Raw genomic sequence first — 16,659 nt, 5'->3', positions numbered from 1 at the left:
CTAAATCAAAGTTTGGGTAGTGACATCATTACTGATTTCCGCAAGGGCGAGGATTTAATTGGGTTGGCTCCCGGTTTGAGTTTCAATCAACTCAGCATTACATCTAGCAACAATCAAGCCTTGATTAGCGTCACAGGTAGCAATCAGTTGTTAGCGAAGCTTAACGGTGTTGCTGCGAATGCTCTCACCGCTACCGATTTTATCACTCTGTAGTTACCTCTTTTGTGCAGCAGTGCGATCGACAGTTAAAACCCCTGACAGTTGACAGTTAATAGTCTAAGATATTGTAGGGTGCGTCAGCGATTAGCCTAATTTTTAGGTAGTCCGCCATCCGTGCCTGACGCACCCTACTACTACTTTATTCCTTCGATTGCCAGGACTAAAGTCCTCACTACAAACTCATTCTATCGACAATGATATGAATTGTTAATTGTCAATTTTTCAATATTAAAAAATAAAAATAATTTGCAGATCCACTTCTGAATTTTCCCGAATTATTTCAATGCGATCGATAAACTCTCGAAAATAAAACCTGCGTTCCGATTCCGACAAATCCAGCCAAAATTGGGGAAGAGAAACAGTTTGAGCAGTTTCTCGCAAATTTACGGGGGGCATTTTCGCTAATTTACTTTGCAGTTCTGCAACTTCTGTGCGGATTTTATACGATCGCAAATCTGCCGTTTCTGCGTCCAAAATGCCGCTTTCAATCAGGGCGGGAAGTTGTTCTATAATTTTTTGTTTAGATGCGATCGCCCCGGCAATTCCGGCTTTGATTCCTTGGATGTCCGGCATTTGCAACTGGGCGATCGCATCGGGCAAATCGCGACAAATCCCTGCTATGGTTAATTGCAACACTTCTTCGTAGGAAATGCCGCTGCATTTAGGCTGTTGGGAACAGTTAATCGGTCGCAAATAAAGGTATTCTTTGTCTTTGCGGTAGGCTGTGACTTTCGCAACTGTCATGGACGATTTGCACTCGGCGCAAATTGCTAAACCTGCGAGGGAACGCGGGGCGCTGGCGCTGCGGGGAGCAAGGCGACTGTTACGCCGCAGCAATCTGTCTACTTGGGCGGCTTCTTCTCTGGAAATAATCGGGATGTGGGTGTTAGAAATTACTTGGCCGTTTTGATATTCTAAATCGCCTCGGTAGGCGGGATTTGTCAGCCAGCGGCGGCCTGTGCTGACGGAGATTTTTTTGTTGTATTTCTTTGCTAAATGGCGCACGGAACCGCGCAGGGAACCGTAGATGAGAAAGTGTTCAAAAAAGTCTTTGACGGCGGGGGAGGCGGTTTTGTCGATCGCATATTTGTCTTTGCCGCGCCGATAGCCGTAGGGGGCTTTTCCGGGTGGGGGAAGGGATTTGATGCGGTTGCGGGCGTGTCCTTTGCGAATGCTGCGGCTGTGTTGGCTGCGCTGGAGTTCGGCGAGGAGTTTGAGCAAATTAACTCTATTTTCTGTTTGTTTTTCGTCTGTGACAATTAGTTGGATGCCGAGGTTTTCTAGTTGTTCGAGGTGGGCGCACACTTGCTGTACTGTGTCGCCGAGTTCTTCAAAACGCTGAATTAGCAGGTATTTGACTGGTTCTGTTTGGCAGTCTTTTAGCAGTTGCTGGAGTTGCTGGCGCCCTCCTAAGTCTTGGTAGGTGCGATCGACCTCTTGGCCCCAAATTTCGGCTGCTGGTGCGGCTTCTAGCAGCGGTTCGGTGTAAGAGTAGGCGATGATTTTCATCTGTTACTCGCTGAGTTCAATGATATTCCCGTCTGGATCTTGGGTAAATAATGCCGATCGACCTGACGCGCTCATTTGTACGGGGCAATTGTGAGCGATTAATTGCTCTTTGGCTGCCTCTAAGTTAGCCACAGCAAACGCTAGATGTCGATTGCGCCCCAATTTCTCATGGTCTACGGCATCTGGTATAATTGTTGCCGCTAGAATTAGGTGTATCTGGAAGTTACCGATTTGATACCAGATTCCGGAAAATTTTAATTCGCGATCGATTTTTTGCAGTCCTAATACATTGCTGTAAAAGTGTTGGGATTTTTCGAGGTTGGAAACGAGCAGGGCGCTGTGGAGGGCTTGATTAATTTGCATTTTTGTTTGGTATTTATTTTTGTTTTTATTTTAACCGCTGATGAACGCTGATTTGTTGATGTTGGTAGAATTTTTGATAGGATAACATTATTAGTCCCCCTTAATACCGTCACAAAAATTCATAAACTGTAGCTAGAGCTTTTAAAACGTAATTCCGTCCGTTGAAGATACCTATCTATTGTAGCATTTCTATTGAGCTGAGGTACTCTCGGCAGTTAATTAACAATTCCTCAATTCCCCAATCTCAAAGCAAAAAATGGAAGGGTGCATCTCAATGCAAGCGAATATATCCGTAGGGGCGAAGCATGACCGCAGTCAATATGAGATTATAACTAATAATTTATATGCGGTCATGCTTCGCCCTCTTCAAAAGTGAGATGCACCCTAAAATCTCAAATCTGAACCTGTACCTCATCTATCTGAGAAAAGCTATATGGCCTCAACTCTTTGGCAATTTCGCCTCCGCACCGCCCTCGTAGTTCCCTTTGTCCTGCAAATCGTTGCAGCCGTTGGCTTAGTCGGTTATCTTTCCTTCCGCAACGGACAACAAGCGGTAACGCATTTGGCTAACCAGTTAATGACTCAGGTGAGCGATCGCACTTATCGGCACTTAGATGATTATCTCTTAACTCCCCATCAAATTAATCAAATCAATATCGATGCGATCGAAACCAGATTGCTCGACATAAATAACTTAGATATTGCGGGACTTTATTTTTGGAAACAGGTGCAAGCATTCGATAATCTTGGCTTCATTTCCTATGGACTTTCAGATGGACGCTTCATTGGTGCTGGGCCAGTAAGACCGGGAGAAGGCATCAGCATTGCCGAAGTTTCAGCAAGGACAAACTGGAAAATTAACGCCCATTTAACCGACCGCCAGGGCAATCGAATTAAGGTAACACAGGTTGCTCCTTACGATACCGTGAAATTAGAATGGTACACTCAGGCAGCTCAAGCCGGGAAACCTATCTGGACTTCTGTTTATTCGCTAGATGAGCTTAACTTTATTGCTGTAGGGGCAATGCGTCCCATGTATGCCAAGGGCAAGCTAATCGGAGTGATCGGGGTCGATTTACAACTATCCAATATTACTACATTTCTGCACAACTTAAACTTTAGCAAATCCGGGCGAATTTTCATCATGGAACGAGACGGACAATTGATTGGAAATTCTGGCCCACAACCCTCTTTTATCAAGGTAAATAATCAAGTCAAACGCTTTAGCGCTCTCAACATCTCCGATCCTGCGATCCAAGCTGCTACTAAAGCGTTGCAAGAACGGTTCGGTAGCTTTAAAAATATTAAAAATAGCCAAAAAATTAATATTAAAATTAAAGGTGAAAATTACTTTGTCCTCGTTGCTCCGTGGAAAGACAAGTTTGGGTTGGACTGGCCGATCGTAACGGTGGTTCCAGAATCTGATTTCATGGATAAAATTAATGCCAATACCCGCACCACAATTCTATTGTGTGCGATCGCATTTACTGTGGCAACGGCAATTGGAATTTTCACAGCCCGCTGGATTGCTAGCCCCATTGAAGCCATCACCCAAGCTTCGGAAGACATGGCTAACGGCGCTCTCGACAGACAGGTAAAAACTAGCTCCCTCATGGAACTAAAAAAACTTGCCAACTCCTTTAACAGCATGGCAGGACAACTCAAAGAATCCTTTGAAACTCTAGAAGATAAAGTTACAGAACGCACCACTGAACTCGCCACAGCTAACGCCGAAATTGTGACGCTCAATCACCGACTAAAAGCCGAAAATATGCGGATGAGTGCCGAACTATACATCCTCAAACAAATGCAGCAGTTGATTTTGCCTAAACACCAAGAAATGGAGGCAATTGAAGACTTAGATATTGCCGGATTCATGGAACCAGCCGATGAAGTAGGTGGCGATTATTACGATATTCTCCAGACTGAAGGTGTGGTGACTATTGGCATCGGCGATGTCACCGGACATGGCTTAGAAAGCGGTATTTTGATGGTAATGACTCAAGCGGTTGTCCGCACTCTTCACGAAATGCCCGAATTAAATCCGGTGCGCTTTTTAGATATTCTTAATCGCACTATTTATCTAAATATTCAGCGCATGAATTCAGATAAGAATTTGACGCTTGCTATCCTCAATTATGCCAATGGCAAAATCTGCATCAGTGGCCAGCATGAGGAAACTATTGTCGTTAGAAAAAGCGGTCAAATCGAGCGGATAGATACAATGGATTTGGGATTCCCGATTGGTTTAGACGAAAACATTTCAGAGTTGATTGACCAGGTTGTAGTAGAGTTAGAACCGGGGGACGGGGTGGTGCTATATACCGATGGCATTCCCGAAGCCAGAAATATCAACAAAAAATTCTACGGAATTGAAAGACTCTGTGAAGTGGTTTCGATTAATTGGCATAAAAGCGCCGAACAAATTAAGCAATCAGCCATTGAAGATTTGCGGGGATTTATTGGAGAACAAAAGGTTTTTGATGACATTACCTTGGTGGTTCTTAAAAAAAAGGATTAAGTCCTGTCTATCCCATAGAGTGTTCTGGATACAATGTTGGTAATCTGAAAATGACACCAAATAGTCCCGATCGCCATTTATGTTTCATCGTTCAAGCCCAACATACTCGATCGCTATTATTGTACCCTTTCCGACAAAACAAATAGCGATGCACCAATAAATTTGTAGGGAATTCAACCAACAGGAAGCTGGATATCCCAGATGTGACTGGAACAGGCTCCCGCTTCCCGGAAGCAAGCACTTCAAAGATTTTTAACAAAATTCATGAGACGTGCGATGGTTAGCCCTCGACATATCATTATTTTTTGTCAAATCTTCCCGAAATCTTGGGAGCAGTAGTAAACTAATAAATAATGAACACAAACAAGTTTGATAGTGCTTAAACATAACTTACGCGCAGGCAGCCAGAAACCGGGTTTTTTTTACTACAATACAGAGGTTGTAGCCAGCAGATTAGGTAAAAAACCCGGTTATGAAGGTCAGAGTGCGTCCAGGACTCTTAAACCAAAAGCTGACTAGGATTTAGCAACTATGCTTCAAATATCAATTCCAGGCTACCGCATGAGCGAACAACTCTACTCCGGCACCCGAACCTTGGTTTATCGAGGTTTTTCGGAATCAGACAATCGACCAGTCGTCATCAAATTGCTCAAGTCTGAGTATCCGAATTTCACCGAACTGGTGCAGTTTCGCAATCAGTACACCATTGCCAAAAATATTGATAATTCCGGTATAGTCAAACATTTAAGTCTGGAAACATATCGTAACGGTTTTGCTTTAGTAATGGAGGACTTTGGCGGTATTTCTCTGGCTGAATACATCACCAACGATGCTTTTGGAGTCCAGGGTAAATTCACCAATCGCCTAGCCATCTTTTTGCAAATAGCCATTCAAATTTGCTCGACATTAGAAATAATATATCGCAGCGGCATTATTCACAAGGATATCAAACCACAGAATATTATAATCAACCCTACAACCAAAGAAATCAAACTTATAGATTTTAGCATCTCATCGTTTTTGCCTAAGGAAAATCAAGAAATCAAAAACCCCAATATCTTGGAAGGGACATTAGCTTATATGTCTCCCGAACAAACTGGCAGAATGAATCGTGGGATTGACTACCGCACCGATTTTTACTCACTAGGAGTAACTTTTTACGAACTGTTGACAGGACAATTGCCATTCCAATCTAAGGAGCAGATTGAGTTGGTTCACTGTCACATTGCTCGCCATCCAATTCCCCCGATCGCCCTAAATCCTGCCATCCCCCAAGTATTGAATGACATCGTGCTAAAACTGATGGCTAAAACAGCGGAAGCACGCTATCAAACAGCTTTTGGTATCAAACACGATTTAGAAAAATGCTTAAAAGAATACTCAGATTGTGGCACTATTCAACTGTTTGAATTAGGCAGCAGAGACATTTCCGAATGCTTTGTGATTCCAGAAAAACTTTATGGCAGAGAAAGCGAAGTTTCGAGCCTGTTAGCAGCCTTCGGGCGCGTTGCCTGTCTCCAGGAAAATCCCCCAGCATCCGATTTGGAGGTTTCCTCTTCTAACAGCCGAGAACCGCATAAAATCCCCCGTACAGCTACTACCGAAATCATGCTGGTAACGGGTTTTTCTGGGATTGGCAAAACCGCTGTGATTAACGAAGTTCACAAGCCCATAGTTCAGCAGCGGGGATACTTTATCAAAGGGAAATTTGACCAATTCAAGCGCGATATTCCCTTTTCGGCATGGGTACAAGCTCTGCAAAGTTTTATGCGGCAATTGCTGACAGAAAGTGCTGCTCGCGTTCAGCAGTGGCAAGCCCAAATTTTGTCAGCTTTAGGGGATAATGCTCAGGTAATTATTGATGTTATCCCAGAATTAGAACTGCTGATTGGCAAGCAACCTGTTGTACCGGAACTAGAACCAAATTCTGCACTAAATCGCTTCAATCTATTATTTCAAAAGTTCCTTCGTGTCTTTGCTACCAAAAATCACCCCTTAGTCATTTTCTTAGATGATTTGCAATGGGCAGATTCAGGATCTCTGAAATTAATGCAATTGTTGGTGGGCGAATCAGAAGGTCAACATTTGTTGCTAATTGGCGCCTATCGAGATAATGAAGTGTCCAAGGTTCATCCATTAATGCTGACTTTATCAGAGATTCGCAAGCTAGGTGGGGGTTCATCTTCTCTACAAAAACAGGGGAGCGCTCGCTCGGGCACTATAATTAATCAAATTACTCTCGCGCCACTTTCAATATTTGACTTGAATCGTCTGGTTGCTGATGCTTTAAGTTGTGCGATCGACAGAGCTCTTTCCTTGACAGAAATCATTTTCAAAAAAACTAATGGAAATCCTTTTTTTAGCAATCAATTCCTCAAGAAACTCCACGAAGATAAGTTAATCTATTTCGATTTTGCATCCCGATTGCCAGGGGGAGATAGGGGTGGTTGGCAGTGCGATCTTACTAAAATCAGAGAATTGGCAGTCAGCGATGATGTAGTCGAGTTTGTTGCGAATAACTTGCAGAAATTGCCGATCGCTACTCAAGATGTTTTAAAATTAGCTGCTTGTATTGGCTGCCAATTTGATTTAGAAACTTTAGCGCTAGTCTGCGAAAATTCTCAAATAGACACCGCAGCCTACTTGTGGAAACCATTGCAAGAAGGCCTAATTTTACCGCAAAGTGAAGTTTACAAGTTTTTTACAGACGATCGGGAGTCTGCACAATTGCCTGTTGCCGATCGTCAATTGCCAAGTTACAAATTTTTGCACGATCGCGTTCAACAAGCCGCCTATTCTTTGATTCCAGACGACGCAAAGCAGTCAACTCACCTAAAAATTGGCAGATTGCTGCTGCACAAGGGCGGGCACGCACCATCCACCGCCCCTACGGAAGATCGGATATTTGATATTGTCAACCACTTGAACATGGGAGTGGACTTAATTTGCGATCGCACCGAAAGACATCAACTAGCTTCCTTGAATTTAATTGCTGGGCGCAAAGCTAAAAATTCCACAGCTTATGCTGCTGCTGTTGATTACTTAACTACCGGCAGAAATCTGCTACCAGATGATAGCTGGACGAATTTATACGACTTGACGCTCGATCTTTATGTAGAAGCGGTTGCAGCCGAATATTTGAATACCAATTTCGATTTATCGCACCAACTGGCCCAAATAGTTCTATCTCGATCGCACAACCTCCTCGATCAATTCCGAGTTTACGAAGCGCAAATTCAGTCTTATATTGCCCAAAATCAGATGAAATCGGCAGTGGATACTGGATTGCAAGTTCTGGGAATGCTGGGTGTTGCTTTGGAAACACAACTGCCGGCGGTGGTGGAGATACCCGCTTTAGCTAATCTGGCAGAAATCAACGATCGTTATAAAATTGCTGCTTTGAGGGTTTTATGTGCGATCGCATCTGCCGCTTATCTAGCTAGTCCAGAACTTTACCCAGCCGTTGTCTTTACAATGGCACATATTTGCAGCAAATACGGAAACTCTCCACCTGCTAGTTATGCCTATGCTTGTTGCAGCTTAATCTGTCAAACAATCGGAGACATTGAATTAGGCTATCAATACGGTCAACTATCTTTGCAAGTATTAGATAAATTTCCCTCCACAGAATTTGAATCTAAAGTTATAATGGTCTACAATGCTTGCGTGAGACATTGGAAAGAACCTAGTCGAGCGACAATACCGTCTTTGATGTCAGCAGTCCACAGCGGTTTAGAAAGCGGCGATATCGAGTATGCTTGCTATTCTGCTATGTATCTTTGCATCTACAGCTTCTTTAGCGGTGAAGATTTAACATCTGTAGATCTAAAATACGACCAATATCTTGAATTAATGCTCAATTCCAAGCAAGAATATCAGACTTATTATACCCAGATATGGCGACAGCTAACATTAAATTTACAAGGATTAGCTGAGGACAAATGTCGGTTAGTTGGCGATAGTTTTAATGAAGATGAACTGCTGCCTGTTTTGCTAGCAGCCAATAATGTTTCTTCCCTCTTTGGAGTTTATTTTGCTAAATTGGTTGTCAACTATTTGTTTGGCGATCGCGAAAGTGCCGTGGAAAATGCCCAGCTAGCAGAGCAATATGTCGTTGGTGTCGGTTCGCTGATGATGGTACCGCAGCACAACTTTTACCATTCCCTAGCCCTGCTGGCGCTGTATCCCGATGCTGAGCCGATCGCGCGATCGCAATATTTGAGCCAAGTGAGAGCCAATCAGGAAAAAATGCAAACCTGGGCATTCCACGCACCGATGAATTACCAACACAAGTACGACTTAGTAGCAGCAGAAATAGCACGAATATTGGGAGACAGGCTCGAAGCCATCGATTTGTACGATCGCGCCATTGCTACCGCCAAACAAAACCAATACCTTCAAGAAGAAGCACTCTTCAGCGAACTTACAGCTAAATTCTACCTGGAATTAGGCAAAGATAAAATTGCCCGCGTCTATCTAACAGACGCTTACTACGCTTATGCTCGCTGGGGTTCCCAGGCAAAAGTCCATGATTTACAACAAAAATATTCCCAATTGCTCGGCCCCATTCTCCAACAAGACAACACTTTTTATACAGGAGAGACAATTGCTGAAACAATTGTGGCAGAGATTACTTCCAGCAGCCAAAATGTTTCCAATTTCCTCGACCTAGAAACAGTAATTAAAGCTTCTCAAGCCATATCGGGAGAAATCAATGTCGAGGAACTGCTATCAACCTTAATCCGAATACTGATCGAAAATGCAGGTGCATCCAAAGGCTCTCTGATCTTAGAAAGGGATAGTAAATTATTGATTGTTGCTAAATGTTTAGACAAACAGTCTTATTTGCCAAATATTCCAGTTTCTCAAAGCCAAGATCTTCCCATCACAGCCATTAACTACGTCTGGCGTACCAGAGAAACCTTGGTAATTAACGATATTGCTGTAGAAAATATCTTTGCAGCAGATCCCTACATTATTCAGCACCAACCCAAATCTGTATTGTGTACTCCCATTGTCAACAAAGGTCAAGCGATCGGCATTCTGTACTTAGAAAACAGTCTCGCCAGCGGTGCATTTACTGCTGATAGATTAGAAGTATTAAAAATCCTATCTTCCCAAGCTGCCATCTCCATTGAAAATGCTCTGCTCTATCAAACTCTAGAAGATAAAGTAGAAGAACGTACTGCCGAACTTGCTCAAGCTAATCAAGCAATTTCTGCCCTCAACCAGCGCCTCAAAAACGAAAATGTTCGGATGAGTGCAGAACTCGATATCATCAAACAAATGCAGCAGTTAATTCTACCAAAGCCAGCGGAATTAGCAGCAATTGCAGAGTTAGATATTGCAGGATTTATGGAAGCAGCCGATGAAGTTGGTGGCGATTACTACGACGTACTTTTTAATGATGGGGTGGTAACGCTCTGCATTGGTGATGTCACCGGACACGGACTAGAAAGTGGTATTTTGATGGTGATGACTCAAACGGCTGTTCGCACTCTCCAGGAAGTTAAAGAACTTGACCCTGTGCGCTTTTTAGATACCCTGAACCGCACTATTTATAAAAATATTCAGCGGATGAACTCGGACAAAAACCTGACGCTAGCTCTCCTCAATTACGCAGACAGCCAAATTAGTATTAGCGGTCAACATGAGGAAACTCTCGTAGTCCGAAAAGGCGGTAAGATTGAACGCATTGACATGATGGATTTAGGATTTCCCATAGGCTTAGATGAGGATATTTCAGATTGGATCGGTCATCTTTTAGTAGACTTAGAGCCGGGGGATGGTGTCGTGCTTTACACTGATGGCATCCCCGAAGCTAGAAATATCCACAAACAATTCTACGGCCTGGAAAGACTCTGTGCTGTGGTTTCTCAAAACTGGCATTTGAGCGCCGAACAAATCAAGCAATCTGCGATCGATGATTTGCGAAAATTCATTGGAGCGCAAAAGGTATTTGATGACATTACTTTGCTAGTATTGAAGCAACAGGGAAATCTTGTGCATAATTTATGATTGACGGTCATCAACCAGGTTTATAACATCGCTGTTTCATTGAGTGGCGAAGCATCGAAGCAGAAGCCGGATTTGCAGAGCCGCCCGTGTAAGTTATAGTAATGAACAGCGAGCGAGTGAAACAATTTTACGTTCCCAGATTCGGGAGTATAAATTATGAACCCCAAAATAAATTTAGCACAATCTACATCTACAGAATCACTCAATACCCAGCTACAGGATTTGATGCAAAAACTTGAGGAAGCCGAAGAGGAAAAAAATAGCTATGAAACTTTAGTAGACATTATCACGGAACACTCCACCGCTCTGGAAAAGCAGATCCGTCATAAAAATAGAGAAATGCAGACTTACATTCACCAGGTAAAAAAGGTGATAGATGCAGCTATTGCTGTGAAAAACAACAGCTTCGAGCCTCAGATATTGTCAGAGGTTGCAGCCCGCAGTGATGCACTCGGAGAACTGGCACAGGTGTTCTCGCATATGGTGCAAACGGTGAAAGCGCGGGAACAGGAATTAGAGAAACTTTTGCAAGCCTACGGACGTTTTGTCCCCGATGAATATCTCCAATTTCTTGGAAAGAAAAGCATTGTAGATTTCCAGCTTGGAGATCGCGTCAGCAAAGAAATGGCAATCATGTTTTCGGATTTGCGTTCGTTTACAACGATGGCGGAGCAAATGACTCCTCAAGAAAACTTCAATTTCATCAATACATACTTACAGCAAATTAGTCCCGAAATTCGCAAGCACAACGGTTTTATTGTCAAGTATATGGGAGATGGACTGATGGCAGTTTTTCCCGACGGCGTTGATGATGCTATTCAGGCGGGAATTATGAAGGTTGAACAGTTGCAAAAATTAAATCAAAGCCGTAAAATAAATGGGGAGATACCGCTGAATATTGGCATCGGTATCCATGTCGGTGATACGATGGTTGCAATTATTGGAGATGCCAATCGGATGCAAGCTGATGCGCTGTCCGATCATGTCAATCTCACGGCTCGTCTGGAAAGTTTAACTAAGTATTATGGCGTCTCTTTATTAATTTCAGGAGATGTGGTAAAACGTTTGAGTCAACCCGAAAAGTATCATATTCGATTTTTGGATCGGGCAATTGTCAAAGGTAGACAAGAAGCCATTACTGTTTGTGAGGTGTTAGATGTTGAAGTAGAACCTGTGCGATCGCTCAAAATTCAAACTTTGCCTATTTTTGACGAAGGTCTAGAACAATATTGTCAGGGAAATTTTGCTAATGCCCAAGATTGTTTTGAACATATAGTAGAGCTAAATCCTGCTGACAAACCCAGCCAAATTTACCTAAGACGCATCCAAGAATTGTTAGAAAAGAGTCTTCCCGCTAACTGGAATGGCGTCTGGAAATTTACCCAGAAGTGACATTGACACATTAACAGGAGGCAGAAAAATAATGACATCTGGAAGTTTACAAACTATGACACAAGTCTTTGGAGAATTCATCGACCAGTTTCCACCGGAACACGACTCCCTAGAACTTACATTTACGCCAAGTTCTCGCCCCATCAAGCAGCGCTGGCGCAACAATAGGGTATCGGCTCATTTTGTTGCCGATTATTTGTCCAGCTTTCTCCCGGTGGACGAGCAGGATGCTAGCAGCGAGAAACGGATTAAACAAAGTAAGGGAGCTGTGAGCTACATTGCTAATGAACTATTAGAAAATGCCATCAAGTTTACTGATGATAATTGCAATCATAAGGTAAGGTTTGGGATACACTTTATAGGAGAATCTGATGTGACTGCCGTAATTTTTGCCACTAACTATGTGCAGCAACCAGCGGCTAATAAATTGCAGGAATTCATTGCAGAACTGTTTAATTCCGACTCTGATGAACTATATTTACAGCAGCTTGAAAAGAATGCTGAATCTGAAAGTGAAACATCGGGACTGGGATTGCTGACGATGATTAATGACTATTCAGCTAAGATTGGTTGGAAATTTGAGAGGATCTCTGATGGTTCCAATATGCTAGCTATTACGACAATCGTTCAAATTAGCGTTTAATTTCAATTTTTTTAAGATTGACGAATTCACAAATGGATACAAGCCCCCCCCACACTTCTCAGTGGTTAACCCCAAATTTTAGACCGAAGTTGAACCTCCTAAATTGATCTGTGGAGTCAATCTCAAATCGAAAAATGGAAATCGACTGATTCTTTTGTCCCACAATAATTCACTCAGGAAACGACAAAACAATGGATATTCAGGAAATCAAAGGTCAAGACTACTGTATTCAATACGATCCAAAATCGGTGACAGTCTGTTTCCAAGGCGAACTCAGCTTAGATGGAGCGCCAGATTATAAGCCAATCGTCGATCTATTAGATGAGGTAGCTAATCCCGAACCGCCTACTATTACCTTGAACCTAACAAAATTGGATTTTGTTAATAGTTCTGGTATTAATATGCTGTCTAAGTTTGTGATTAGTGTACGGAAAAAGAAAACGATTCAACTTTTGGTAGTGGGTTCACAAGATGTTCCTTGGCAACAGAAATCTCTCAAGAATCTAGAAAAGCTATTGCCAACTTTGAAGTTACAATTGGAGTAGGTGATGTGTAATTTTTAAGCACAATTAATTATTTTCACGGGACGCCCGTGCCACACTTATTTTCACGGGACGCCCGTGCCACACTTATTTTCACGGGACGCCCGTGCCACAATTTATCATAAATTTGGATGCTTATCAACTGTTTAAGTTTGTTGTACTGGCAGTTCAATGATAAACTCGGTTCCCTTCCCCAATTCGGACTCGCACCTGAGCGTTCCTCGGTGATTTTCTACTAGGATTTTGTAGACAATAGATAATCCTAAACCAGTACCTTTACCGATCGCCTTGGTGGTAAAAAACTGCTCGAACATTCGTTTTTTTACCTCTGCTGTCATTCCCGATCCCGTGTCAGAAATCCTGACTCTGACGCAATCTAGCCCAGCGAGTTCTGTGCGTATCGAAATTCTTAGGGCTGGATCGGGCTGATTTTTTGCTGCCTCGTCCAAAGCATCGATCGCGTTACTAATTAGATTCATAAATACTTGATTTAGTTGTCCGGCATAACACTCTACACCAGGCAATTTTTCATAATTTTTAACTATTTGAATCTCGCGACGGTCTTTTTTAGCATTGAGACGGTTACGCAAAATTAGGATGGTGCTGTCAATACTGTCGTGCAAATCGCACAGGTTCATGTTAGTGTTATCTGTTCGCGAAAAGCTGCCCATGGATTTGACTATTTCGCGAATGCGATCGGAACCCATGTGCATGGAAGACATAACTTTAGGCAAGTCTTCAACTAGAAATTCGAGATCGATGTCTTGGATTTGATCTTTTATTTCGGAACAGGGGTTGGGATAGTGTTCTTGATATAGACGCAGCAGGTTCAGTAAATCTTGGGTATAAATTTCGGCATGGCTCAAGTTGCCGTAAATAAAACTAACTGGGTTATTAATTTCGTGGACGATACTTGCCATTAGGGCTCCCAGGGAAGACATTTTTTCGCTGTGGAGGAGTTGAGCTTGAGTTTGCTTGAGTTCGCGAAGTGCGCGATCGATTTGGGCTGCTTGAGCTTCGGCTTTGGAGGTGGCTGCACAGCTTTCTTGATAAAGTTCAACCTGTTTGAGGTCGATTTCAAATTGTTCGATTTCGCTTTCTTGCTGGTACTGACTCACGACGGCATCGAAAGCTGTTAACAATTCGCCACCGGCAGCTTCGATAATGTACTGTAGATGGGGATTCTCCTGCCTGAGTTCGGTGTCTGGAACTTGCACTAATGCTTTTATGCGATCGATATATTCGCGCAGTTGCTTGTCTAGATACAGCGGCGCCTCAAAATACATCGCTTTGACGGTGGGTGAAGGGGGACTCGCCAAGTTGATGCTGCTGTCAGTATGAATTAAATCGTGGTGAGATTTTTCCATAAGCTCGATCGCCTCTAACAAATTTCCGCGCAGTTTGGCTCTTTCTGGCGCATTCCCAGAGCCAACTAACCTCATGCAAAAAAATGCCGATCGCTGGGAAAGCATTCGCTGGCGGCCGCTGATGTTAATTACCGCTGCACTAACTTTTCTGGCTGTCGTAATTTCTTCCAGATTAAAGTAGTTTCTCAGTGCCGCCATTCGTAATACTCCAGAATCAACTAAATGTTTGTAGCTCGTGCTGATACAAGATTGTATAACCATAAAAAAAATTGTACAATACAGCAAGTAATATATGCTGTCTTTACTATTAAAGTAGTATACTTTAATACAATTATTTTTTATTGCTTGCTTGTAGCAGAAGAAAGAAGGAAAAAGAAGGAAAAAGAACAAGAATAAGCAATCAACTGCATGGGGAAAAGGCTATTCAGAGTGTTCTAACCGTCGAACGTGCCATATCATAATTTTCTAGAATTTCGCTTGTTGCAAAGGTTTTCTTAATTATCCAAAAATTTACTAATCAATTTTGCGATAATTTGAGCTTGAGTTTGCGGCAACCCGTGAGTGGCGTTGGGAATAATTGCTAACTCAGCTCCCGGTATCTCATTGGCGTAGGTTTGACAGTGCCATAGAGGAATTGTTTCGTCGCTATCTGCTGCAATGACTAAGGTAGGAATTTGCAATTTGTGAATTTCTTTTTCTACTGTGTCAACGGCGTCTTCTGGTCGCATCCGGCTCATTAAAAATGACCTTGCTACTGGTTGATACATTAGCTCCCTGCGCCACCCGGAAATTTCTTGCAATTTCTCACTTTTCCCCGCTAATCTAGCAAAAGGTTTTGCTAGCTGCAAGGCCCAATCAACGGCGGGTGTTTCCCACAGCAATGGTCGCAAAGCATCGTACTGACCGCAAAAACTGTCGTCCCGGATTCCCGCAGGTGCTGCTAACACTAAACTGCTGACAGATTTGGGATATTTTAGGGCGTATGCAGATGCTACCCAACCGCCAAAAGAATGTCCGATGATGCCGCATGGTTCGATGTTTAGTTGTTGTACAACTTGCCGCACAAAAGCAACTTCTACAGCTACGTCGTATTGGATTTGTGGTTTGCTGGATTCTCCAAAACCTAACATATCTAAACTGATGCACCGAAATTGAGATTGCAATAATTCAATTAAGGGTAGCCAGCAAGTCTTTTCTCCGAAAAAACCGTGAAGCAGCAATAAGGTTGGGCCGCTCCCGATGTCGAGGTAGGTGGCTGTTTGGCTGTGGCTATTGACAAATGTACTTAATATGTGCTTGTGTGCTACTGCTTGAGACTGCATGGGCGATCGACTCCTGATCAGAAGGAAGAAGGAAGAAGGAAGAGGGAAGAAGGAAGAGGGAAGAGGGAAGAGGGAAGAGGGAAGAGGGAAGAAGGAAGAAGGAAGAGGGAACAGTGCCCTTCGGCTTCGCTCTAGGTAAAAAGAGGGAAGAGGGAAGAAGGAAGAGGGCTTTTTTTATTGTCGTGAGAGAAGGAAGAAGATATACACGGCAGGCTTGAGCGCGATCGGCATTTTACTTTTAATGAGGTGGATTTACTTAATTTAAGCAATACTTGTAAATAATTGTAACAAAAGAGCAGTCCAAAGGTTAAACTTCATTACAGAGTACAGAATTAGAAATAGAGCGTGATAGTCTCTATTATTATTTCAAAAATACTGCAAACTCAAAGCAGGAGAACACTTTGAACTCTACTTTAAAACGTTACCCGGCTTGCTCCCTGCGCGAAGATGTCAGTGAGTACGTAGCACACCTACAGCTTCACATGACTTTACAAGCTCGAAATTTGCTCCCTACGATTACTACTGCTAAGGACAGCCGCGAACAACTGTTGCAGCAGACTCAGGCTCATTTTGAGAAGCGTGTTTCTCGCCAATCTCTTTAAAGAATTTTTCGGTTTCCCAATTGTTACGATCGCCCGCTATCCACCAATCACCGGACATAACTGGACAACCAGTACCTAAAGGTGAAGAGATAGCCAGCCTCAGTTACAACTACGTTTTGAGGGTGATGACACCTACAGGTACTTTCCAGCTTGCAGCTCTG

12 protein-coding genes are annotated in these 16,659 nt (G+C 42.9%); 8 read left to right on the top strand and 4 right to left on the bottom strand.

The window, feature by feature from the left end; translation table 11 throughout:
• Positions 1-213, top strand: a 213-nt coding sequence (locus tag JGK16_RS29190) for a hypothetical protein (protein WP_293203556.1), incomplete at its 5' end; no start/stop codon positions are given.
• Positions 214-447: 234 nt separating this feature from the next.
• On the opposite strand, the gene JGK16_RS29185 is transcribed toward JGK16_RS29190, so the two are convergent.
• Positions 448-1,728: a recombinase family protein gene (locus tag JGK16_RS29185; RefSeq protein ID WP_293193471.1), complete on the bottom strand. Its 1,281-nt coding sequence runs from the start codon at positions 1,726-1,728 to the stop codon at positions 448-450.
• Positions 1,729-1,731: 3 nt separating this feature from the next.
• Complete coding sequence (locus JGK16_RS29180; protein ID WP_293185933.1) at positions 1,732-2,091, bottom strand: VOC family protein; 360 nt, start codon at positions 2,089-2,091, stop codon at positions 1,732-1,734.
• Positions 2,092-2,524: 433 nt separating this feature from the next.
• Between JGK16_RS29180 and JGK16_RS29175 the strand changes: the two genes are divergently transcribed.
• The 5 genes from JGK16_RS29175 to JGK16_RS29155 all read left to right on the top strand — a co-directional run bounded on the left by JGK16_RS29175 (position 2,525) and on the right by JGK16_RS29155 (position 13,210).
• Positions 2,525-4,612 carry a SpoIIE family protein phosphatase gene (locus tag JGK16_RS29175; RefSeq protein ID WP_293193470.1) on the top strand — a complete coding sequence of 696 codons (2,088 nt, stop codon included), beginning with the start codon at positions 2,525-2,527 and terminating at the stop codon, positions 4,610-4,612.
• A 531-nt stretch (positions 4,613-5,143) separates the two neighbouring features.
• Positions 5,144-10,630 carry an AAA family ATPase gene (locus JGK16_RS29170; RefSeq protein ID WP_293193469.1) on the top strand — a complete coding sequence of 1,829 codons (5,487 nt, stop codon included), beginning with the start codon at positions 5,144-5,146 and terminating at the stop codon, positions 10,628-10,630.
• A 156-nt stretch (positions 10,631-10,786) separates the two neighbouring features.
• A complete protein-coding gene (locus JGK16_RS29165; RefSeq protein WP_293193468.1) occupies positions 10,787-12,022 on the top strand; it encodes an adenylate/guanylate cyclase domain-containing protein in 1,236 nt (411 codons plus the stop codon).
• Between the two features lie 31 nt (positions 12,023-12,053).
• Positions 12,054-12,665 (top strand): DUF6272 family protein, encoded by a 612-nt coding sequence (locus tag JGK16_RS29160; RefSeq protein ID WP_293203555.1) that lies wholly within the window; start codon positions 12,054-12,056, stop codon positions 12,663-12,665.
• Between the two features lie 191 nt (positions 12,666-12,856).
• Positions 12,857-13,210 carry an STAS domain-containing protein gene (locus JGK16_RS29155; RefSeq protein WP_293185925.1) on the top strand — a complete coding sequence of 118 codons (354 nt, stop codon included), beginning with the start codon at positions 12,857-12,859 and terminating at the stop codon, positions 13,208-13,210.
• A gap of 143 nt (positions 13,211-13,353) precedes the next feature.
• On the opposite strand, the gene JGK16_RS29150 is transcribed toward JGK16_RS29155, so the two are convergent.
• Both JGK16_RS29150 and JGK16_RS29145 read right to left on the bottom strand, forming a co-directional pair.
• Positions 13,354-14,772 carry an ATP-binding protein gene (locus tag JGK16_RS29150; RefSeq protein WP_293185923.1) on the bottom strand — a complete coding sequence of 473 codons (1,419 nt, stop codon included), beginning with the start codon at positions 14,770-14,772 and terminating at the stop codon, positions 13,354-13,356.
• A 296-nt stretch (positions 14,773-15,068) separates the two neighbouring features.
• Positions 15,069-15,896: an alpha/beta hydrolase gene (locus tag JGK16_RS29145; protein WP_293193466.1), complete on the bottom strand. Its 828-nt coding sequence runs from the start codon at positions 15,894-15,896 to the stop codon at positions 15,069-15,071.
• Between JGK16_RS29145 and JGK16_RS29140 the strand changes: the two genes are divergently transcribed.
• Together JGK16_RS29140 and JGK16_RS29135 are read left to right on the top strand one after the other, a co-directional pair.
• Positions 15,895-16,035: a hypothetical protein gene (locus tag JGK16_RS29140; RefSeq protein ID WP_293185919.1), complete on the top strand. Its 141-nt coding sequence runs from the start codon at positions 15,895-15,897 to the stop codon at positions 16,033-16,035. The two genes, JGK16_RS29145 and JGK16_RS29140, sit on opposite strands and share 2 nt — an antisense overlap.
• Positions 16,036-16,297: 262 nt before the next feature.
• The gene (locus JGK16_RS29135; RefSeq protein WP_293155365.1) at positions 16,298-16,498 is read left to right on the top strand and encodes a hypothetical protein; all 201 of its coding nucleotides are present in this window, start codon (positions 16,298-16,300) and stop codon (positions 16,496-16,498) included.
• Positions 16,499-16,659: the final 161 nt, after the last annotated feature.

The organism is Microcoleus sp. PH2017_09_SFU_O_A (assembly GCF_020738625.1).
GTDB lineage: Bacteria > Cyanobacteriota > Cyanobacteriia > Cyanobacteriales > Microcoleaceae > Microcoleus.
Note: the sequence above shows the minus strand (reverse complement) of the source record. Positions and strands in the feature narration are given on the sequence as shown.

What these genes read in the sequence shown, in the direction of transcription:
- JGK16_RS29160 (WP_293203555.1), top strand. Translation starts at nt 12,054, where the DNA reads ATGACATCTGGAAGTTTACAAACTATGACACAAGTCTTTGGAGAATTC.
- JGK16_RS29185 (WP_293193471.1), bottom strand. Translation starts at nt 1,728, where the DNA reads ATGAAAATCATCGCCTACTCTTACACCGAACCGCTGCTAGAAGCCGCA.
- JGK16_RS29155 (WP_293185925.1), top strand. Translation starts at nt 12,857, where the DNA reads ATGGATATTCAGGAAATCAAAGGTCAAGACTACTGTATTCAATACGAT.
- JGK16_RS29150 (WP_293185923.1), bottom strand. Translation starts at nt 14,772, where the DNA reads ATGGCGGCACTGAGAAACTACTTTAATCTGGAAGAAATTACGACAGCC.
- JGK16_RS29180 (WP_293185933.1), bottom strand. Translation starts at nt 2,091, where the DNA reads ATGCAAATTAATCAAGCCCTCCACAGCGCCCTGCTCGTTTCCAACCTC.
- JGK16_RS29175 (WP_293193470.1), top strand. Translation starts at nt 2,525, where the DNA reads ATGGCCTCAACTCTTTGGCAATTTCGCCTCCGCACCGCCCTCGTAGTT.
- JGK16_RS29145 (WP_293193466.1), bottom strand. Translation starts at nt 15,896, where the DNA reads ATGCAGTCTCAAGCAGTAGCACACAAGCACATATTAAGTACATTTGTC.
- JGK16_RS29140 (WP_293185919.1), top strand. Translation starts at nt 15,895, where the DNA reads ATGGGCGATCGACTCCTGATCAGAAGGAAGAAGGAAGAAGGAAGAGGG.
- JGK16_RS29165 (WP_293193468.1), top strand. Translation starts at nt 10,787, where the DNA reads ATGAACCCCAAAATAAATTTAGCACAATCTACATCTACAGAATCACTC.
- JGK16_RS29170 (WP_293193469.1), top strand. Translation starts at nt 5,144, where the DNA reads ATGCTTCAAATATCAATTCCAGGCTACCGCATGAGCGAACAACTCTAC.